Origin of the sequence: Azospirillum brasilense (genome assembly GCF_007827815.1) — a bacterium.
Taxonomy (GTDB): Bacteria; Pseudomonadota; Alphaproteobacteria; order Azospirillales; family Azospirillaceae; genus Azospirillum; species Azospirillum brasilense_C.
Window position 1 is genome coordinate 58,147 of the sequence record NZ_VITH01000019.1, and the last position, 18,179, is coordinate 76,325.

Genomic DNA, 18,179 nt, shown 5'->3' on the forward strand with positions numbered 1-18,179 from the left:
GTCAAGAACCGAACGGCATAAAAAGCCAACATCAGGAACCGCAAGATGGATCAACCGTCCTCTGGTCAATCGCTTTCTGGTCAGCCGCTTTCGGATCGGCCGTTGTGGACCCCGTCGGAGGCGCGCGTGGCCGCCTCCAACCTGACGGCTTTCCGGCAGGCCGCGAGCGCCCGTTTCGGGCTGCGGCTGGACGATTACGACGCGCTCTACGACTGGTCGGTCGCCGGCAAGGAGGATTTCTGGCGCTTCCTGTGGGAGTGGGCCGGACTCAAGGGCGATCTCGGCGGCGTGGCCCTGGCCGACGGCGACAAGATGCCCGGCGCCCGCTGGTTCCCCGAGGCCAGCCTGAACTACGCCGAGAACATGCTCGCCAACGCGCCGGACGGCGAAGCGGTCGTCTTCTGGGCCGAGGATAAGGTCAAGCGCCGCTGGTCGGGCACTGAGCTGAAGGCCGAGGTGTCCCGCCTCCAGCAGGCGCTGAAGGCCGCCGGCGTCGGCAAGGGCGACCGCGTCGCCGCCGTCGTCCCCAACATGCCCGAGACGCTGGCCGCCATGCTCGCCACGGCCAGCCTGGGAGCCATCTGGTCCTCCTGCTCCCCCGACTTCGGCGCCCAGGGCATCACCGACCGCTTCGGCCAGATCGAGCCGACGATCCTCTTTGCCCCCGACGGCTATTGGTACAACGGCAAGAGCCACGACATCCGGGCCAAGATCGCCCAGGTGCTGACCGAGCTGCCCACCGTCAAGGCCGCGGTCGTCATCCCCTACGTCAACGAGACGCCGGACGTCTCGGCCATCCGCGGCGGCGTCACCTGGGGCGACTTCACAGCCCCCTTCGCGGCGGCGGAACCGAGCTTCGAGCGGGTGGCCTTCAACCATCCGCTGTTCATCCTCTATTCGTCGGGCACCACCGGCAAGCCCAAGTGCATCGTCCACGGCACCGGCGGCACGCTGCTCCAGCACGTCAAGGAGCACCGGCTGCACAGCGACGTGAAGCCGGGCGATCGGGTGTTCTACTACACCACCTGCGGCTGGATGATGTGGAACTGGCTGGTCTCCGGGCTGGCCGCCGGGGCGACGCTGCTGCTCTACGACGGCTCGCCCTTCGCGCCGGACGGCAACATCCTGTTCGACTACGCCGACGCCGAGGGCATGACGCTGTTCGGCACCTCGGCCAAGTTCATCCAGCAGGCCGAAAAGACGGGGCTTGAGCCGATCCGCACGCACCGGCTCGACACGCTGCGGGCGCTGGCCTCGACCGGCTCGCCGCTGATGCCCGAGAACTTCGCGTACGTCTACCGGGCCATCAAGACGGACATCCATCTGGCCTCGATCAGCGGCGGCACGGACATCGTGTCCTGCTTCGTGCTGGGCAACCCGACGGCGCCGGTGTGGGCGGGCGAGCTGCAGACGGCGGGGCTCGGCATGGCGGTGGCGGCCTTCGACGACAGCGGCCACGCGGTCAGCGGCGAGAAGGGCGAGCTGGTCTGCACGCGGCCCTTCCCCTGCATGCCGGTGGGCTTCTGGGCCGACCCGGACGGGGCGAAGTACCGGGCGGCCTATTTCGAGCGCTTCCCCAACGTGTGGACGCACGGCGACTTCATTGAGCGTACGGCGCATGGCGGCTGGGTGATCTACGGGCGCTCGGACGCGGTGCTGAACCCCGGCGGGGTGCGCATCGGCACGGCGGAGATCTACCGGCAGGTCGAACAGCTTCCGGAAATCCTGGAGGCGGTGTGCATCGGCCAGGAATGGGACGGCGACGTGCGCGTCATCCTGTTCGTGGTGCTGCGCGAGGGGCTGACCCTCGACAAGGCGCTGGAGGACACGATCCGCAAGCGGATCAAGGAGAACTGCTCACCGCGGCACGTCCCGGCGCGCATCGTGGCGGTCAAGGACATCCCGCGCACGCGCTCCGGCAAGATCACCGAACTGGCGGTGCGCGACGCGGTGCACGGCCGCCCGATCAAGAACACCGAGGCGCTGGCCAATCCCATGGCGCTCGACGAGTTCCGCGAGCGCCCGGAACTGGAAGGCTGACCGGCGTCCAGCCCTCTCCCCGACGGGGGGAGGGCACCAAACCAACACGACAACAGAGGATAAGCCATGACCTTGACTCAGAAGGTCGCGGTGGTCACCGGCTCGACCAGCGGGATCGGCTTGGGCATCGCGCGGGCGCTGGCCGGGGCCGGGGCGGACGTGGTGCTGAACGGGTTCGGCGAAGCCGCCGCCATCGAGGAACTGCGCGCCGGTCTGGCGGCGGAATTCGGCGTTCGCGTCGGCTACCACGGCGCCGATCTGTCCAAACCGGCGGAGATCGCCGCGCTGATCGGCCACGCGGAGGAGACCTTCGGCTCCGTCGATGTGCTGGTGAACAACGCCGGCATCCAGCACGTCGCCCCGGTTGAGGAATTTCCGTCCGACCGCTGGGACGCGGTGATTGCGCTCAACCTGTCCGCCGTCTTCCACGGCACCCACCACGCCCTGCCAGGCATGAAACGGCGCGGCTGGGGGCGCATCCTGAACATCGCCTCGGTGCACGGCCATGTCGCCTCGGTCAACAAGGCGGCCTACGTCGCGGCCAAGCACGGCGTGGTCGGGCTGACCAAGACGGTGGCGCTGGAAACGGCGGGCACCGGCGTCACCTGCAACGCCATCTGTCCGGGCTGGGTGCTGACCCCGCTGGTGCAGAAGCAGATCGACGCCATCGCCTCGACCAAGAACATCCCGGAGCCGCAGGCGAAGGCGGAACTGCTCGGCGCCAAGCAGCCCTCCGGTGCCTTCGTGACGCCGGACGAACTGGGCGGGCTGGCGGTCTTCCTGTGCTCCGATTCCGCGGCGCAGATGACCGGGGCCAGCCTGCTGATGGACGGCGGCTGGACCGCGCAGTAGGAGCTATGGCGGAACGGCAGGCGGTCGTGCGGGGCGTGCTGCGCCTCTTCCGACCGCCGTCCCGCGCGCCCTCGGTCGTCGGTCCGGCGCCGGACGATCCGTCCCGGCGCTACTCCGCCGCGATCGCCAGCGGGGTGTAGCCCGGGGTGTAGCCGTTGTCCGGCCGCTTCGGCGTGCCCGCCCTGAAATAGTCCAGCACATAGACCCGCACGGCGCTCGACAGATTGCTCGCGTCCACCGCGTCCACCCGCTCGGCGAGGCGGTTGCACAACTCGCCCAAGGTCAGGCTCTCCCTTTGCGCGATCTCCTCCAAGCCCTCCCAGAAGGCGGCCTCCAGCCGCATGCTGGTGCGCTTCCCGGCGACGTAGACGTTCCTGAGCTTCTTCGATGACATGGCATGCCCGCTGCGTGACACGTTGCACTCTTATGTGTGAAGCGTCGCGGAGTTCGAGCCGAAAAACATGTGATGAACTTCACATGAAATGCAGGGTTTCGTGCCGCAAGTCCAGTGATCGCAGGGCGGCTGCCACCCATCCGTGAAATGCACCGGGTTGTGATAGCGCCAGAGGAGAAAATTTGAGGCTCCCTGGCGACACGCTGGTCCAGCCTGGGTGTCAATGTCAGGCACTGGCGAAGGTGGTGCCGTGCCGAAGCCGCATTGCAGCGCATTCGTCGGTCGGGTTTAACGCGATGGTTCTGCGTTGAACCGATGTGCGACAACCCTTGCAACACTTAGCTCGGCCGTTGGGCGAGGTTAAGAACCTGATTCGAGTAAGGAGATGAACTTCCAGACGGTGATGGCGCAGACGATGTGGAGCATGGCCTTGTAGGTGAGGGCGCGCTTTTCCCGGCGGACCAGGATGCGGCGGTCGCGGTTCAGGCAGGAGTGCGCTCGCTCCACCACCCATCTTCGTGGTTTTCCGGGTTGGGCGGGGGTGGCGGATCGATCCTCGCCCCGGTGCCGGATATGGGCGGTGAGGCCTTGTCGTAGGCGATCTGGCGCGGGCCATCGTAATCGTAGCCCTTGTCCAGGCAAAGATGCTGCGGCTGCGCTGCCGTCGGTGCGGGACGCGGCACGGCGGTGGCTTCAAGCGTCTGTTCCAAAACAGCTTGAAGTCGATCACGTTGGCGCCAGAGACCGCGAGGCCGAGGGGGAGACCGCAACCACCGGTCAGCAGAGAACGCTTGGTCCTCAACTTGCCGCGGTCGGTCGAGTTGGGACCGACTTTTTCCCCGCCCAAGGGCGCCTTGGTCGTCGCCCCATCCACCGCCATCCAACTCCAGTCGATGCCGATCAGAGCATCGTAAGCCAACAGCCGTTGGCGCCAGAACTCTTCGAACACCCCAGCATCGATCCACTTGCGGAAGCGCCGATAAGCGGAGGACGGCGAACAGATCCCCGTCGCCCGTAAGGCCTGCTACTGCTACCGGCCCACAGGACAAAGAAGATGGCGTCCATGGCCGCGCGATCCGGGACCCGCGGATTGTGACAGCCCAGCAGGTGCGCCGGGCGCTCCGGGAGCAGCGGCTCCATGCGCTCCCACAACTCACCCGGCAATCGCCAGCCGTCGTCTTGAACCAACTTGCCCATGGGAACCTCCGGGCCGCAATGCACTGGAGGTCCAACAGATCAAGCGGAACGTGTTCCCTATTGGAATAGGTTCTTAGGCGAGGGCGTGCCGGGCGTGCGATTGAAGGAGTAGCATGCCTGACTGGTTCCCGGATCGGCAATCACCAACACTTCCCTTCAGCATTCAGGCCTGCATAGGTTCGCCCAGGCTCTCGGGTGAGACAGGAGGGCGGGTGGCTTGGCCTGAAGCAAGGAGGAAAGTTGTTTCTCTGGGTGTCTTGCGGTCAAAAACTGTTTATATTCCCTCTGAGAACCCGCTTTGATGGCGCACTCTTTGGTGGGCGCATGCTTGAGTGTGTATTGCGATGGCACTCGCCGCCTAGCCGCCTAGCCGGCTGGGGTCGCCTCATGATTGAAGGGGGCATACATGTCGGAAGAGCATTCTGTGGATCAACCCTTGAAAGGAAAGCAATTTGATTGCTACGGAGAAGTGCTGTCTCTCCTGGATGATGAAATAAGAGAAAAATCTAAATGGGAAAGTAAAGACTGGAAGCGTGTTCAAGTAATCTGATGGGCGTCATTAATTTCAAGTTTTCTGTCAGTTATGCTGGTTTCTTCGGGGGAAGTTCAGGGTTTATTGAGGTTTTTTGTTGCTGCGATAGCGGCTGTGCCGGCTCTCATGGTTGCAATTGAGAGTGGATTTAACTACACGACGAGGCACAAACTAAACGCAAAAGCTCATAGAGATCTTGTTAAATTAAGGTATAGATTAAAATCTGGAGATAGCCCGCACGTCATTTGGGGCGAAGCGCATGATTGCCTTCGTGACTATGATGATAAAATGCCGGTCGGCGTGGTGGTGCCGGGAGTCGGGACAACATTCAACGTACAGGCCCAAAAAGCCGCGGCCTCAAGCGCGGCTGCTCCAACGCAGCATTCCCCTTAGCGCGCAAACGCCGCCAAGCCAGACAGGAGCTTAGCGGCCCGGATCAAGATTATCTCAGCGACAATCATCGCTCAAGCCGGAAGTCCGAGTCGTCTCACTAGAACAGAAAATGAACGCGGGGCCGTCGCCGTGTCGCATCCACGTTGCACGGAATTTTCGGCAAATCTTGTAAACCGTTGATTCCTCAGTGAATCGGTCTGCAACCCCTGCAACACAAAACCCCGCCGTTGGGTGGGGTTAAGCACCTGAATTCTCAGGAAATTAGTTGGCTGGGGCGCCAGGAGCCTGACGCTGACCAAACATCCCTATGTAAATTCAATAACTTAGTCGGTGGCTCCTGACGGCTTGAGGCTGACTGTGGGCCCGTGTAGCGGCTCTGTCAATGGTGTCGCCTGAGCTCATTATCATCGCGAACGATATGCCCGCGTTTGTAGAAGCAAGAAACATGATGACCTGAGCGAGCAGGGATATGCTAAAAAGGTTGTCCGCGATCTGAAAATCTGACGCCTGCGACACCTTAGGCGCAAAGCTGCAATCTACCTCTCATGGCACCAGTCCGGAACGCTGTTGGCGTGCCCGCAGAATACCGTTAGAACCATGCCAAACGGTAGTTGTGTGATAGAGAGAGCAATGGTTCAAGGCCCGCGACCAATCGAGCGATTGCTGGAGCCGCACATCAAATGTGCGATTATCGAACGGCTTCGAGATCGAGGTGAGCTTCAGGATGCTGTTATCGTGAGTGAATTCGCGGTAGCGGGAGGCGCACGGCGCGCAGATCTTGCAGTCGCAGGCCGGCGACTCGAAGCGTTTGAAATTAAGAGCGCTGCAGACAACCTTGACCGGCTATTAGGACAAGTTCAAACGTACCTTAGATATTTTGATAAGGTTACCATTGTTGCAGATGAAGTTCACAAAGAAAATGTATTGTCAGCGGCCCCTGACGGTGTCGAGGTTTGGTGTTTTAGGGAATTGCCTGGGAAAATAGAGTTTAGGGTGCCCAAGCGCGGGCGGGTTTCCACAAAATTTGAAAAAGGTGACCTTCTTAAGATGTTAAAGGCCATTGAGCTTAGGGCTATTCTGAAAAAAAAGAAGATGATTAATGGCGACGAGCGTCGTGTGCAACTCGAATCAGCGGCCTACTCACTTAATTCTGCGGAATTGAGAGAGGAGGTTCTCAGTGCGGTCAAGGCTCGCTACCAACGTTTTTCTAATGCTTTTATGTCTGTTGTTCAAGGATCTAGCATAAAATCTGAGTCGCTTCAGCTTCTTAGCCCCTATAAATTGAGTTCCGTATCTCGCAAAGGTCAGGAGTCCGAAGAAGATTGGGGCGAACTGCTGAGGCAGTTGCGCCCTTCTGTTGCTCAGGCTGGTGCATCTGCAGACGTACTTCTGACGCTAGCTGAGCAGTCAGGCGAGGAAAGGCTTTTTGGGCCAGTGCCGGAAGAAATAAGGGGGCTGTTTGGTGTAAGCGAGAGTTAGTCGTCCCAATCGTCCTCCTTTGCTGCTTCAATAAGCTCTTCGCTGGAGTCGTGGTATCGTGCCTGAGCGTGTAAGTGGAGGTTGATTCGAACGCCTACCCAAAATTTAGCATAAGCTCTTTTCTCTAGAACTCCTTCTGAGGCTTCTCTGATCATGTTGGCGCCATATATATCGAGTTCCTCGATCCAGCCATCGCAGTCTATGATGGACTCAGCTGCGGCTTTATAGCCATCGGCGCCGTCTAGCCCATCCTTCTGTCTGTTTGAATACCACGATGATTTTACAGCATAGTCGATGCGCGGATACCCAGTTCCGCCTCTTTGTTCCTTTACACGAATTCGCGCCGATGCGTAGTCACTATACAAGACTCTTACGTTGGAGTCTCGCATGGTTGATGCCACACTGTTATTTAGTTGCCGTTCTACAATGGGGTATTCATTTACCTCCGTGGCAACTCCGTTAAAACCAGTAGGAAAGCTAGTGGCAGCTGTGGCGGCTATTATCTCATGCCCCCCTGCCGCAACCGCGCAGTCAGTTATGATAGCTTCCGCGACGGCAGATGGGGTGAGGCTTTCTCGGATGTCTTCAAGATCGACTACAATCAAAAGACTTCCCAAAGCCTTTTCTCTGGCAATGCGACGAATAACGTGTTGGATTTTTGGAATAATAGCCCCTTGGCGGCGGGGCCTGTATCTGATAACAATGCCTCGCTCAAGCTTTAAAAAGTCATCTACTTGCGCATCGAGTTCATGATCCGCTGTCGCTGCTCCAATGCGGATAGTCGGAACCATATCCTCATTTTCGCAAATGAACTTTCTCCATTCGGCATAGCTATTCGCGGAGCTCGCTAGCCGTTGGAGATCGCGGTGGACATCTTTCATGTCTCCAATTGGAAGCGACTGGCCGAGATCGTCAGCCAAATCGGCAATGAACCGATTTGACTTACCGCTTATCGCCTCCCTCACCTTTCTGAGGGTGTTGTCGAAGCGGTGAGCCCCGTTAGCTTGGGCCAGCGGGATTATGGGGCAGAGCCGCTCACCGTCGCTTGCAGGCAACTGACTGAAGCCCTTCAGGTCAGCCTGAAGGACATGAATGATCGGAAAATAGCGTCGGCAGTTTGATTCCCAAGGCGGCATAGTACACCTGAGCGGATTAATCCAACTCAGGCTATATACCCTATCCGAGTGGGGGTTGAACAGTCCGCGACTATGTCGGGAGGCCGAGGCGGATGTGCATTGCGGCGGTAGAGACGCCAAATGCTTCCGCCAAGTCGTCTGCCGACCGAGCACCTTCTTCAGTTGCGCGACGGATCAGAGACCATGGCATAAGGATATCCGCAGCAAGCCGGTTTGCTTCACGTTCCCGGCTATCTGAAAGGTTGCTTCGATAGAACGTGTCGTCTGTGACGCCGCGTCCAATCTGGTTCCGGTGCAGTAGAAAGTGGGCTATTTCGTGAGCTACCGTAAACCGCTGACGATTCTTTGAATGCCGGCGATTTACGCGAATCACCCATCTCTCTGGGTTGTCACTTGATCGAGAAAGGCTGCCTGATACGTTATCAGGCATATCTGTCGTCTTGACCTCGATGCCCAGTTCGCGGGCAAGGGCCCCAACACGGATAGGAAACTCCTGCTGGTGACGCTTAACCACCTCCATATATTCGGGCTCAAGCATCATCATAGGTCTCTCCAATCCGTATCTTCGTGTGCCCCTGCGAGAGCGGCATCCTCCGGAGATAGCGGCTCTTCCCCCTCTGTGGTGGCGAGCCGACGTTTAGCCTCCATCGAATCAATGTAGTTCTGGTAATGTTCCTGCACAAGCGCTTTGAGCCTCCCATCCAATTGGGCCGATTTAAGATACTCCTCTACTGTCTTTCGGCTAATCTCGCTGGCACCGTTCTGGAGGGTTTGAATTCCCCAAAGTGCTGCGACGGCAATCAAAGTTCCTAGCGCAGCTAGAACAATGGTCAAGATCGCTAGGAGTATCGTAATGAAGTCAGTCCAGTTCCAGCCTTCAGTTGGTCTAACAATCTCTCTGATGCCGTATTGATATGAGAGCCCAAAAAACATAAAAAAGTTTATAACGAGCATTAGCCTGAGGCCCCATTTTGCGGCCACCTCTTTCAAGCTCACTTTTTCTTTGTAGCCTTGGTTCATGACGTTTTTCCAGCGGATCGGGAAAACCCAAGGTTATCAAATTTACTGCGCCAAAGACCTCTTTTTGCCGACTTCGCTTCGGCCTCGGTGCTGGAGTATCTAGGAGATGCTTTTTTATTTGTTATGGCCCAGCCCTCAGAAACAAGCCAAGCGGCAACATCTTTTCCCTCGGCGAAGCAGGAGGCAAAGATTTCCTTGTCTGTATTTGTTGCCTCAATAAAGCAAACAACATCTTTGCTTCCTATGTAGCTTTCAAGCGCCGCGTGAGCAGCCTTCCCACATTTCCAAACTCTACCATGTTCATTGCATGCTTGGTCTGCTCCCGGCGCATCAATTCCATATAGTCGAATTTGGGTCGTCGCGACGAGGAGTGTTCCGGCATCAATGATCTGAGTTCGCCCGGTTAGCAGGTCATCGCTAGCGGCCGATGCCGGTGCGAAGATCGCCGCTGCTCCGACTGCCAGGAGAATAGGAAAATATGGAAATGCTATTGCCACGTTGCTATCCCAAGACCAAGCTGGACCGTTTCAGGTATTTTGTACTGTCTTTAGCTGGAATGTTGGTTTGTCGCAAGCAGGGTTCGCGGGCTCGTTGCTCCTCTTCCTGGTTCCGCACGGAATTGGACGCAAGTGGCCGGTTATCCCCGTCCATAACTCTTTCCGCATCGTTAATACCTGTTAAGGATGCCGCCGGGCCGCATCTGTTGGCGCAACTCGGAGGCCACCACTGAGCGCAAGCTAGCTTCAACCTGTCGGCCAATTTGCGCCGCAAGCTTACAGCCGCCAGGGTCAGCGTGCCGATAACGGCGTTGAGGCCGGCGAAGGAGCGGGTGGCGCGGGCCGTGCTGCTCACGAAGACGCGAAGCTCGCGTTGGGCGTTGCGGATGCCGGCGATGAAGGCGCCGGAGTTGAGGTTGAGAGTTGCGTGGATGCTGCCGACGCTGATGCTCATGGCGTTACCCTTCAAATCTGCGTCGCGACGGGTGGCGCGGATTCCGAGTGGTGCCCGTTCGGCTGGTGTGGTCAGGCCGGCGTTACGCCTGGAGGCGGGCGAGAACTGCGGCAAGGGCTGTCTCATCGGCCTCGGTGCGCCGGGCCACGGATTCAGCCAGCGCGTCGAGTGCACGCGGCGCTGGCGCGTCGATAGCCAAGGCGAGCTGTCGGAGGGAGACGGCGCCTTGCTGTAGCGCAAAGGCGCCGAGGCGTTGGCGGAGATCCGGCGGGATACTGGCCGGAGGTACCGGTGCGGGCGCTGGCGTCAGAGAGGGTGAGGCGTCTACGTCGTCGGCGGGATTATTGTGGAACCCGTCAGCCGCCTCGGCTTCCATGGTCTGCCGCATCCGCTCGGCATCCTCGGCCGTCATGACGCGCACAGTTAGCTCCTCAACCGCGTCGCCCTCCTCGCCGAACTGGACGACGCCGACGCGCTCCAGCACGTCGGCGACGCCCTGAAGCGCGGTAACGGCGGCCTTCAAGGCGGAGGCGCCGAGGCGGACATTCTCGCCTCGGGCAAGTGCGGCGATCTGGACCAGCAAGTCGCCAGACGCGCCGATTACGAGCCCGCGCAGCGCTTCGGCCGTTTGCTCGGGCGAGGGCGCGCTGTTCGAACGCCCGGCGCCGGCCGTGGGAAGGCCGCTGGCGAGTCCCAAGGTCATGGGCGCTGGGGTAGGGGCGGCTGGCGCCTCGGACTCGCTGCGCACGATCCCACGGGCTTTCAGGAAGGCCCCGATCCGCTGGCGCGAGACGCCAGCCTTGACGGCGAGGTCTCTCTGATTCAACCGGCCGGTGGCGTAGCCTTCCAGGTCGTCGGCTGAGAGGTCCGAGACGGACACGGCGGCTAACCCCGGCGCGCGGCCAGCGCGGCAGCAATGCGGCTCACTCCGCGCAGTGCCACGTGCTCGGCGTCGCGCGACGGGGCGGCCTGCTGCTCGGCCTCGGCCTGCCGGCGTTTCGCCTCGGAGACGAAGACCGCGCGGTCAAGTTCGGCTGCGTCGATATCCTCGCCGGCCAGCGCCCGCTCAATCAGGGTATGCATTGCGCGGCCTCCTTCTGAAGGTCACGCCCGATGGCGTTCGCGGCAAGACGCAGATAGTTCGAAGCGATCAGGTCGCCGGCTGCCCGGCGCGCGCCGGTCCATTCCTCATCGGAAAGGGCGCGCCCGATGTCGTCCTCATGCGCGGAGCGGAGGGTGGCATCGTTCGGGGCGAGGCCGGCGCCCACGTCCAGGTCGCCGATCAAGCTATAGAGCGTTGGGCGCGACATGCCGAAGGTTGCCGCGATTCCGCTCAGCGGCAGGGCGACGCGCCCGTAGATGGCAGTGGTCATCCGTGCGGCCAGCCGGATGAGCGAGGATTTACGCGCGGCCATGAAGCATCCCCTCCAGGGCGGCAGCAACGGTGCTCATACGGGCCAACGCAGCGGCGGCGGCCTTCTGTGCGTCGCCGAACTCGGTCACGAGCCCCGGCACGCGCCGCGTGAGATCACGTTGCAGTCTCACACTGGCCAGCCGGCCGGCCGCTTCGGGCGAGTCCATTCGGGCGAGCGCGGTCTCCAGCTCGGACCTGCGTTTGCCTGCCGTGTCGCGCACGGCAGCGAGCTTCTTGATCTCGCCCTCGAAGCGCTCAACGGCGGCCAGGGTCGGGGCGGTGTTGCCTTCGAAGCGGACGCCCCATCGGGCGACGTTCTCGCCGGCCCGGACATCGGGGGCGGGGGCGGCGATGATGGCCTCGGCCTCGGCGATGTAGGCGCGCACCGTCGCGCGGTCGGCGGTGAGGTCGGCCGGCAGCTCGGCGAGCTGCTGAGCGTCGGCCACCAGCTTCTTCAGCGCCTCAGCGCGTCGGGCGAGGTCAGCTCGGAACGCGGCGAGCTCGGCCGTTGCGGCGTCGGCGATGCCGGCCAGCAACGCGGCGGCGTCGGCATCGTCAAGTTCGTGCGAAGCAGCGCGAGTGGCGGAGAAGGTAGAAATCTGCTCGGAACGAACGCGAAATAGCGATACGCCTGAGATAAATGGACTATTGAAGAAGAGGTGGTCTTCAATAGTTCCGATAGTGGGGCAGTGAACGAACTTCATTGGCAGTCGCCTATGTTCTGAAGGTGGCTCGATAGGCCATTTTCATAACTATATTTGCATTAACGATTTCTGTCAAAATGGCACCGGAGCTGCGTCCTGTGCGGCTCCGGTGGCGCTACCTGGGGCTACGCGGCGTTGCGTACGATCCGCAGTGCCACATACTCGGCCAGCCGGTCGGTGTCGTCCGGGGCGATGTCGGACAGGCCGAGAGCTTCGGCGGCCTGCCGGGCGCTGGCGATGCGCTGTGCGACCGGCATGGAGAAGACAATTGCTCGGGCATCGGCCAGCGCAGCCGAGCGAGTGGCGGCCTCTGCCGGTGAATTGGCAGACGGAGCGAGCGACCGGACCGCTATTCCAGAAGGAAGCGGTTCGACCGGCGGGGCGTTCATGAGAAGGCGGAAAAGCGGGTCCGCCTCCGGCGCGGCCGGCGGAGTGTCAGGATTACCGGCGGGAAGCTGGTCAGCCTCTTCGCCGGAACTCAATGAGGTGTCGGCCGGCGAAGGGAGCGAAGCGACCTCGCCGGCCCGCTCTGTTCTAAACAGAGGGTAAGATACCTGTTCCTCTTCACCCGGTTTTCCCTTCACTCTGTTTGTGGTGTCTATAGACCCCTCCTCGGTGGTGTCTGTAGACACCTCCCCGATGGTGTCTGTAGACCCCTCCGTCTCGCTTTCCGTGGTGTCTATAGACACCACGGCCGGCCACGCCGGACGGCGCTTTGCGCTGATTTCTCGGCCCTTCTCGTCATGCTGGCGCTTGCTCTCGATCCAGCCGTGCGTCTTCAAGGCGCGGAAGGCGTCTTTGACCTGCTGCCGGCTCAAGCCGGTTCTCTCGGTAATCGCCTCGTATGATGGGCAGAGGGTGCCGCTCTTGCCGTGATGCCACACCGTGATAAGTGCCGCCCCGAGGGATTTGGCTTGCGCCGGAAGCTTCTTGTCGCAGGACATCGCCGCAATCCACCGCACCTTCTCCAGCGGCGACATCGGCCGGTAGAAGGTTTCCACGGATGTGCGTTGCGCCCGTTTCATTGCCGGGCCTCCTCGGTCAGTTCGGCGACGGTCATGGAGACGTGAGCGGCCAACCGGTCGGTCAGCACGTCCCAGCGCCCGCCGCGACGCACGCCAACGCCATGCCGGACGCACCAGACGCGGACAGCCTCATGCGTCAAGCAAATGCCGTGCTTCGAGAGAAGATCACGAGCTTGATTGATAGTCATCGAATTGCGCTCCTAGTCAAAGTGGAGCGCAGCAACGCGTTGTCTGGGATCGTGCCGGGTGCTACATTCGCACCCACACACACACGATGACCGATCCGCAGCTTGTCGGAGCTGCGCGATTGTACCAGTGGCGTTCGCAGCGCCACCGGCACTTCCCTTATCCTAAAAATCCAAACGGATGTCAAATCGCCTTGAGCCTCGGCCGGCGATGTCTGTTGCCTGTTGCCCGATTCTGCGCCCCGGCGGGAGTATCGAAGGCATTCCGCCTCATGGCAGACCTGCTTTTTTATTCCTATAATTTCGGCATAGTTAGCATACGAATAGGCTATAGCTTAACCTATAACTTCATCTGTTGTTTCTATCTGTCAGCGCAGACTGTGAGAGCTCGCTCCTGGCCTGAGAACATCTTCAAATAGCTTCTCGATTTTCGCGAATGCTACACCTTTCTATAGTGATTGATTCAGCCACGTGGAGTTCAATCGAATGGCGTTAGTGACCATCGTGCTGGATGACGAGCGCTGGGGCGGCATGCCGGAGGCCGATGCTCTGGACTGCATCATGACGGACCTGGAAGAGAACGGACCGCGGCCGGGCAACGGCGTACAGGTTGTCAGCGTTGCATTTGGCGCTCCGGCAACGGTCGATCATCTGCCCACGGAGGAGGAGCGAGCCGCGTGGCGCCGTGAGTATGACGAACTCAGGGCACCGATACGAGCCACGCGCCTTGCCGAGAAGGAAGCGAAGCGGGCGCGCATACTGGAGAGGCGTAGGGAGCGACGCCGGGAGCTGCGCCTACAGGCAGCACAGAAGGCGGCATGATGGAAGAGGGCGCCCGGTTGGGCGCCCTTCGCTGTTTCACCCGGTCAAGCGACCCGCTGCATGACGCGCTGCACGGCCTTCGCCGTCCAGGTGCCGTTGCCTGTCGCCGTGGGGATGCCGCGTGCGTTCAGCTCCTTCGCCTTCGCATTCAGCGAACCGGGGATGCTCTCGATGATCGGCAGCACCTTCGCGGCGAAGGCGCTGGCCTTCTCCGCGTTCACCACTGCGCCCTTGGCCTGAGCTTCAGCGAGGTTGGTCCGGTTGCCGAGGAGCACGCCCTGGGCCTTCTTGGCGGCCAGCGCCACACGGGTACGCTCGGCGATGAGGGAGCGCTCCTTCTCCGCCAGGGCGGCGTAGAGGTGGAGCATGAACGGGTCTGCATCGGCGCCCAACTCAGCGACGATGAAGGCGACGCGCTGAGCCATGAGGCCGGAGATGAAATGCACGTCGCGGGACAGCCGATCGAGCTTGCTGACGATGACCGGGCACTTCGCCTTGCGTGCGGCGGCCAGCGCAGCGGCGAGTTGGGGGCGACGGTCGAGGGCGTCGGCCCCCTTGCCGGTTTCATGCTCCTCGAAGGTGGCGATGATCTCAATGCCCTCGGTCTCAGCGAATCGGGCGATAGCGTCGCGCTGCGCGTCGATGCCGAGGCCGGACTTGCCCTGCGCCTGGGTCGAAACTCGGAGGTATGCAATCGCCTTCGTCATGGCCGGCTCCCCGTGGCGCATCGTCTGTGTCATAACTATACGAGCGTTTAGAGATGACACAAAGCGCCTTCCGGGGCCGGAGTCATGCGCTCCAGGAATCGACGGGATTCGCGGAGCGCATAACCTGTCAGGGCTTGAGGTGGTCGAGCTGTAGGCCGGGGTAGGCCAGCCGATTGAGCGCGTCGGCGAGCTGGGGGAGGGGGTAGCCCTTGGAATAGCGATGCGTCTCCGAACCACTCCCCTCATGGCCGACCAGATCGCGGATGATCGGCTCCGCTACCTCGGCGCGCTGCAACCCGGTGATCGCGGCATGACGAAACCCGTGAACGTCCAGATCGGGGATGCCCACCGCATCAAAGTACCGGCTCAGCTTCTTCGTCGGATAGAAGCCAAAGCGCTTGTCCGGGCCTCCAGGTTGGAGTTCGGGGAACAGCCGCTCTACCTTGGCTCGCCGCTGCTGCTCGACGTAGCGCAGGAAACCGATGCCGACCAGCTCCTTATGGACGGGGACGCGGCGCACGGCTGCGGCGGTCTTCAGCAGCTTTCCCCCCGCTGGTGTGATGTCGAAGAAGGCGATGCCGGAATCAGTCTGCACGTCCTCGACGCGCAACGCGGCGATCTCCTCCAGGCGCATCCCGGAGAACACGGCGATCAACGGTATCCAGAAGAGCGCGTCGCGCAGCATGAGCGTGCCCGGTGCCGAGCGGCGAGACTCCGATTTGCAGCCGGTCCAGATCGGGGAGGCGAACAGCTTGTTCAGCTCTGATGCTTCCCATGCGGCCCGCTGCTCCCGTGCCCGGCGGTCCTTTTTGTAGCGGAAGGAGCGCGTAACCGGGTTGTCGTCTATGTGGCCCCGGTCCCGGCACCAGCCGAAGAAGCCCGACAGGGCAATGGTGTGCTTCTGAACCGTCCGGGCCGTCACCGGCTCAACGGAAGGATTGGCGGCGGTGTAGGCAGCTAGCTCCTTGAGGGTCTTGCCGCGGAGGGCTGTGGATTGGCCGTAGGTCGAGGGAATCTGTTGCAACGCCTCCACCCACCGGCCGATGTCGGCGCGTGTGTAGGCGTTTACAGGGCGGTCGCCCAAGAAGCCCGAGAACAGCTCATAGAAGCGCCGGTATTGATGCTCGGTGCTGCCCCGCCATTCCCCGGCCCGGTTCTTTTCGGCGGTGTAGGAGGCCACGGCAGCCGTAAATAGCGGCGCAACGGGCGCTGGCGTGGCACTGGGGGACGCGGGGTTCGGCGCTGGCGCGATGACGCGCACGATGGCCGGCGCTGGCTTCTCAATGAAAGCTGGGTCGGTGGGGGGCGCCGCATAATCGCCCTTGAGGCGTGCCAGATGGATCTCGGCCGCTTGCGTTGAGGCACGCAGCACCAGCCTGCACAGCTCGCGATATTCCGGTTCCTCTCCGTTCCAGAAGTTAATGCCTGCATCAGCGAGCAGCCGGTCGACAATCTCGCTTGCTGCGAGCCAATGGTTGTCAGCCAGCATGGAGCGCGTGGCTTGCCGATCTTCCTCGGCCATTTCGGTTTCGCGCTCGGTAGCTCCAGAGTCGTTCTGCGGCATGGACCTAAGGCGGCTTTCGTAATCCTCGCTCGTTTCCCTAAACCAACGCCGCGCAAGGGCGCTAATCTCATCGCGGGACAAGTGCAGGTTACGGTCAGCCATGTCGAACAGATCATCCGATTGAGCAGCAAAAGCGCGTGCTCGCGCGCGTGCAGCGCGCGGCCCGATGTCGCCTAAAGGTATTGCTAGCTCGGACCGGCCAAAGCGGGCAATGAGCTTTTGGGGAATGCGCCGGCGGAACACCAGCCGGTCGCCCTTGCGCTTGAGGTAAGAAGTCACGCGACACCTGCGGGGCGTATGTGGCCCTTCGTGTGGCCCCTTTTGTGGCCCACACGGGTTTCGCCGACTGCGAAGCACCGAAAACACTAAGCGATTGAAATACTTAGGAGGAGGTTGGCTGGGGCGCCAGGATTCGAACCTGGGAATGGCGGTACCAAAAGCCGTGTGCCCCTATTGATTTACTTAGGCTTTTGGATTTTGTGTTGCAGCCGTGTTGCTGCTTACTGCAGCGGTATGTTGCAACTTCTACTTCTTGCCAAACAGGCTCGACTCCAGCGCCGCCATAGCCGATGAGTGATCGGTCTGCCTGTCGAGCAGGTGGCCGTACAGGTCGAACGTCATGGTGATGGTGCTGTGCCCCATGAGGGCCTGGATGCGTTTGGCGTTCCAGCCCAACTCGATGAACATCGATGCCGCGAAATGCCGAAGATTGTGGAACCCATAGATGGGTTTCGCGTCCGGCTTCTCGGTCTCTTCGGGGGTCGGCTTGGCTTTGGGCTTTTCGACCAAGCCGCAGGCGACCAGCAGCGGTCGAAGGCACTGTTTGCGGGCGACGTTGTAGTGCATGGGCTGGCCATCCCAGAACGGGAAAACCAATCCCATTTCCGAAGGCGGGCAGGCCATTTTCCATTCCCGGAGGAGCTGCACCGCCGCCGGGGGGATGGGGATTTCACGGCGGCCCATCTTCGACTTCACCGGCCCAACCTGCCGGCGGTAGTCCACGCGCTTGCGGACTTTCACCAGCCCGGTCCGAAGGTCGACGTTCTGCCATGTCAGGCCCAGCACTTCGGAGATGCGCATTCCGGTGAATGCCGTCACCGTGATCAGCGGACGCCAGGGGATCGGGCGCGTCTTCTGCTCGCCGGTCTTTGCGTCGGTTTCCATGATGGAAAGCGGCCACAACTCGCTGGCCTTCTCCAGCATCATCCGCACCTCTTCCTTTGTCGGAATGCGGTCGACGTCGTCAATATCGCTGTCCGCCTCGTCGAAGTCCTCGGCCCGGCGTTCCTTCACCATCACGCCGACCGCGACGTTGTGAGCGAGAAGGCCCCGGCGCATCGCGTCCTTCAGAATGGCGCCCAGCGCGGCGACCACCTTGCGGGTCAAGACGCGGGATCGAACCTTCAGCAGTTCGTCCTTGAACGTCTCAACCTGGGGGCGGGTGAGCCTGGACACCTTCACCGCGCCGAGGCGTGGATTGATGTGCAGCTTCACATACTCCCGGTACCCTTTGAGAGTGACCGGCTGAAGGGACTCACCTTCACATGTTTCCAGCCACAGCTTGGCCGCTTCCGCGACGGTGATGGATGTGGAGTCGGGGGTGTGGATGCCGAACACCACCTCATTGCGGACCTTGGTCTCGTATGCCTCTGCCTCCTTCTTCGTTTTGAACTGCCGCGAGCGGCGCTTGCCACCCTGATCCTTGTAGTCCACCTGCCAGACGGCTTTGCCGCTGGGGAGGGTGCGTTTGCGTACGGATGCCAT

At 61.3% G+C, this 18,179-nt stretch carries 19 protein-coding genes and 1 pseudogene; 4 read left to right on the forward strand and 16 right to left on the reverse strand.

What is annotated here, in order from left to right; genetic code table 11:
• The first annotated feature begins 45 nt into the window (after nucleotides 1–45).
• Both FBZ83_RS27865 and FBZ83_RS27870 read left to right on the forward strand, forming a co-directional pair.
• Complete coding sequence (locus FBZ83_RS27865; protein WP_145690034.1) at nucleotides 46–2,040, forward strand: acetoacetate--CoA ligase; 1,995 nt, start codon at nucleotides 46–48, stop codon at nucleotides 2,038–2,040.
• A gap of 66 nt (nucleotides 2,041–2,106) precedes the next feature.
• Entirely contained in the window at nucleotides 2,107–2,892 is a 786-nt protein-coding gene (locus tag FBZ83_RS27870; RefSeq protein ID WP_145690035.1) for a 3-hydroxybutyrate dehydrogenase, read from the forward strand.
• Nucleotides 2,893–3,001: 109 nt separating this feature from the next.
• Here the strand turns inward: FBZ83_RS27870 and FBZ83_RS27875 are convergent, their stop codons facing one another.
• Complete coding sequence (locus FBZ83_RS27875) at nucleotides 3,002–3,286, reverse strand: ribbon-helix-helix domain-containing protein (RefSeq protein ID WP_145690036.1); 285 nt, start codon at nucleotides 3,284–3,286, stop codon at nucleotides 3,002–3,004.
• Between the two features lie 360 nt (nucleotides 3,287–3,646).
• Nucleotides 3,647–4,483 (reverse strand): annotated as a pseudogene (locus tag FBZ83_RS27880) (IS5 family transposase).
• Nucleotides 4,484–6,038: 1,555 nt separating this feature from the next.
• Here FBZ83_RS27880 and FBZ83_RS27885 point away from each other — a divergent pair.
• Nucleotides 6,039–6,887: a sce7726 family protein gene (locus tag FBZ83_RS27885; protein WP_186466208.1), complete on the forward strand. Its 849-nt coding sequence runs from the start codon at nucleotides 6,039–6,041 to the stop codon at nucleotides 6,885–6,887.
• Here FBZ83_RS27885 and FBZ83_RS27890 read toward each other — a convergent pair.
• The 11 genes from FBZ83_RS27890 to FBZ83_RS31580 form a co-directional block, all read right to left on the reverse strand.
• Nucleotides 6,884–8,023, reverse strand: a complete 1,140-nt coding sequence (locus FBZ83_RS27890) for a beta family protein (RefSeq protein ID WP_145690038.1) — start codon at nucleotides 8,021–8,023, stop codon at nucleotides 6,884–6,886. The genes FBZ83_RS27885 and FBZ83_RS27890 overlap by 4 nt on opposite strands.
• Before the next feature lie 70 nt (nucleotides 8,024–8,093).
• A complete protein-coding gene (locus FBZ83_RS27895) occupies nucleotides 8,094–8,567 on the reverse strand; it encodes an ImmA/IrrE family metallo-endopeptidase (RefSeq protein ID WP_145690039.1) in 474 nt (157 codons plus the stop codon).
• Complete coding sequence (locus tag FBZ83_RS27900) at nucleotides 8,564–9,043, reverse strand: hypothetical protein (protein ID WP_145690040.1); 480 nt, start codon at nucleotides 9,041–9,043, stop codon at nucleotides 8,564–8,566. The genes FBZ83_RS27895 and FBZ83_RS27900 overlap by 4 nt, the downstream gene beginning before the upstream one ends.
• Entirely contained in the window at nucleotides 9,040–9,540 is a 501-nt protein-coding gene (locus FBZ83_RS27905; protein ID WP_145690041.1) for a thermonuclease family protein, read from the reverse strand. Before FBZ83_RS27905 ends, FBZ83_RS27900 begins: the two co-directional genes overlap by 4 nt.
• Before the next feature lie 4 nt (nucleotides 9,541–9,544).
• Complete coding sequence (locus FBZ83_RS27910) at nucleotides 9,545–9,994, reverse strand: hypothetical protein (protein WP_145690042.1); 450 nt, start codon at nucleotides 9,992–9,994, stop codon at nucleotides 9,545–9,547.
• An 82-nt stretch (nucleotides 9,995–10,076) separates the two neighbouring features.
• On the reverse strand, nucleotides 10,077–10,874 hold the full coding sequence (locus tag FBZ83_RS27915; RefSeq protein ID WP_145690043.1) for a hypothetical protein: 798 nt from the start codon (nucleotides 10,872–10,874) through the stop codon (nucleotides 10,077–10,079).
• Between the two features lie 5 nt (nucleotides 10,875–10,879).
• Nucleotides 10,880–11,077: a hypothetical protein gene (locus FBZ83_RS27920; protein ID WP_145690044.1), complete on the reverse strand. Its 198-nt coding sequence runs from the start codon at nucleotides 11,075–11,077 to the stop codon at nucleotides 10,880–10,882.
• Complete coding sequence (locus FBZ83_RS27925; protein WP_145690045.1) at nucleotides 11,065–11,409, reverse strand: hypothetical protein; 345 nt, start codon at nucleotides 11,407–11,409, stop codon at nucleotides 11,065–11,067. The genes FBZ83_RS27920 and FBZ83_RS27925 overlap by 13 nt, the downstream gene beginning before the upstream one ends.
• On the reverse strand, nucleotides 11,396–12,112 hold the full coding sequence (locus FBZ83_RS27930) for a hypothetical protein (RefSeq protein ID WP_145690046.1): 717 nt from the start codon (nucleotides 12,110–12,112) through the stop codon (nucleotides 11,396–11,398). The genes FBZ83_RS27925 and FBZ83_RS27930 overlap by 14 nt, the downstream gene beginning before the upstream one ends.
• A gap of 125 nt (nucleotides 12,113–12,237) precedes the next feature.
• Nucleotides 12,238–13,137 carry a helix-turn-helix domain-containing protein gene (locus tag FBZ83_RS27935; RefSeq protein ID WP_145690047.1) on the reverse strand — a complete coding sequence of 300 codons (900 nt, stop codon included), beginning with the start codon at nucleotides 13,135–13,137 and terminating at the stop codon, nucleotides 12,238–12,240.
• Nucleotides 13,134–13,277: a hypothetical protein gene (locus tag FBZ83_RS31580; protein ID WP_186466209.1), complete on the reverse strand. Its 144-nt coding sequence runs from the start codon at nucleotides 13,275–13,277 to the stop codon at nucleotides 13,134–13,136. The genes FBZ83_RS27935 and FBZ83_RS31580 overlap by 4 nt, the downstream gene beginning before the upstream one ends.
• A gap of 531 nt (nucleotides 13,278–13,808) precedes the next feature.
• Between FBZ83_RS31580 and FBZ83_RS27940 the strand changes: the two genes are divergently transcribed.
• Nucleotides 13,809–14,144, forward strand: a complete 336-nt coding sequence (locus tag FBZ83_RS27940; RefSeq protein WP_145690048.1) for a hypothetical protein — start codon at nucleotides 13,809–13,811, stop codon at nucleotides 14,142–14,144.
• 44 nt (nucleotides 14,145–14,188) lie between these two features.
• On the opposite strand, the gene FBZ83_RS27945 is transcribed toward FBZ83_RS27940, so the two are convergent.
• The 3 genes from FBZ83_RS27945 to FBZ83_RS27955 all read right to left on the reverse strand — a co-directional run bounded on the left by FBZ83_RS27945 (nucleotide 14,189) and on the right by FBZ83_RS27955 (nucleotide 18,179).
• Nucleotides 14,189–14,851, reverse strand: coding sequence for a recombinase family protein (locus tag FBZ83_RS27945; RefSeq protein ID WP_145690049.1), 663 nt, complete (start codon nucleotides 14,849–14,851; stop codon nucleotides 14,189–14,191).
• 127 nt (nucleotides 14,852–14,978) lie between these two features.
• Nucleotides 14,979–16,694, reverse strand: coding sequence for a site-specific integrase (locus FBZ83_RS27950; protein WP_145690050.1), 1,716 nt, complete (start codon nucleotides 16,692–16,694; stop codon nucleotides 14,979–14,981).
• Between the two features lie 246 nt (nucleotides 16,695–16,940).
• Nucleotides 16,941–18,179: a tyrosine-type recombinase/integrase gene (locus FBZ83_RS27955; protein WP_145690051.1), complete on the reverse strand. Its 1,239-nt coding sequence runs from the start codon at nucleotides 18,177–18,179 to the stop codon at nucleotides 16,941–16,943.

Bases quoted from the DNA above. Each gene is read 5' to 3' on its own strand.
- FBZ83_RS27930 (WP_145690046.1), bottom strand. From the start codon at position 12,112: ATGAAGTTCGTTCACTGCCCCACTATCGGAACTATTGAAGACCACCTC.
- FBZ83_RS27900 (WP_145690040.1), bottom strand. From the start codon at position 9,043: ATGAACCAAGGCTACAAAGAAAAAGTGAGCTTGAAAGAGGTGGCCGCA.
- FBZ83_RS27935 (WP_145690047.1), bottom strand. From the start codon at position 13,137: ATGAAACGGGCGCAACGCACATCCGTGGAAACCTTCTACCGGCCGATG.
- FBZ83_RS27865 (WP_145690034.1), top strand. From the start codon at position 46: ATGGATCAACCGTCCTCTGGTCAATCGCTTTCTGGTCAGCCGCTTTCG.
- FBZ83_RS27945 (WP_145690049.1), bottom strand. From the start codon at position 14,851: ATGACGAAGGCGATTGCATACCTCCGAGTTTCGACCCAGGCGCAGGGC.
- FBZ83_RS27895 (WP_145690039.1), bottom strand. From the start codon at position 8,567: ATGATGATGCTTGAGCCCGAATATATGGAGGTGGTTAAGCGTCACCAG.
- FBZ83_RS27890 (WP_145690038.1), bottom strand. From the start codon at position 8,023: ATGCCGCCTTGGGAATCAAACTGCCGACGCTATTTTCCGATCATTCAT.
- FBZ83_RS27910 (WP_145690042.1), bottom strand. From the start codon at position 9,994: ATGAGCATCAGCGTCGGCAGCATCCACGCAACTCTCAACCTCAACTCC.
- FBZ83_RS27870 (WP_145690035.1), top strand. From the start codon at position 2,107: ATGACCTTGACTCAGAAGGTCGCGGTGGTCACCGGCTCGACCAGCGGG.
- FBZ83_RS27875 (WP_145690036.1), bottom strand. From the start codon at position 3,286: ATGTCATCGAAGAAGCTCAGGAACGTCTACGTCGCCGGGAAGCGCACC.
- FBZ83_RS27885 (WP_186466208.1), top strand. From the start codon at position 6,039: ATGGTTCAAGGCCCGCGACCAATCGAGCGATTGCTGGAGCCGCACATC.
- FBZ83_RS27940 (WP_145690048.1), top strand. From the start codon at position 13,809: ATGGCGTTAGTGACCATCGTGCTGGATGACGAGCGCTGGGGCGGCATG.
- FBZ83_RS27955 (WP_145690051.1), bottom strand. From the start codon at position 18,179: ATGGCATCCGTACGCAAACGCACCCTCCCCAGCGGCAAAGCCGTCTGG.
- FBZ83_RS27920 (WP_145690044.1), bottom strand. From the start codon at position 11,077: ATGCATACCCTGATTGAGCGGGCGCTGGCCGGCGAGGATATCGACGCA.
- FBZ83_RS27925 (WP_145690045.1), bottom strand. From the start codon at position 11,409: ATGGCCGCGCGTAAATCCTCGCTCATCCGGCTGGCCGCACGGATGACC.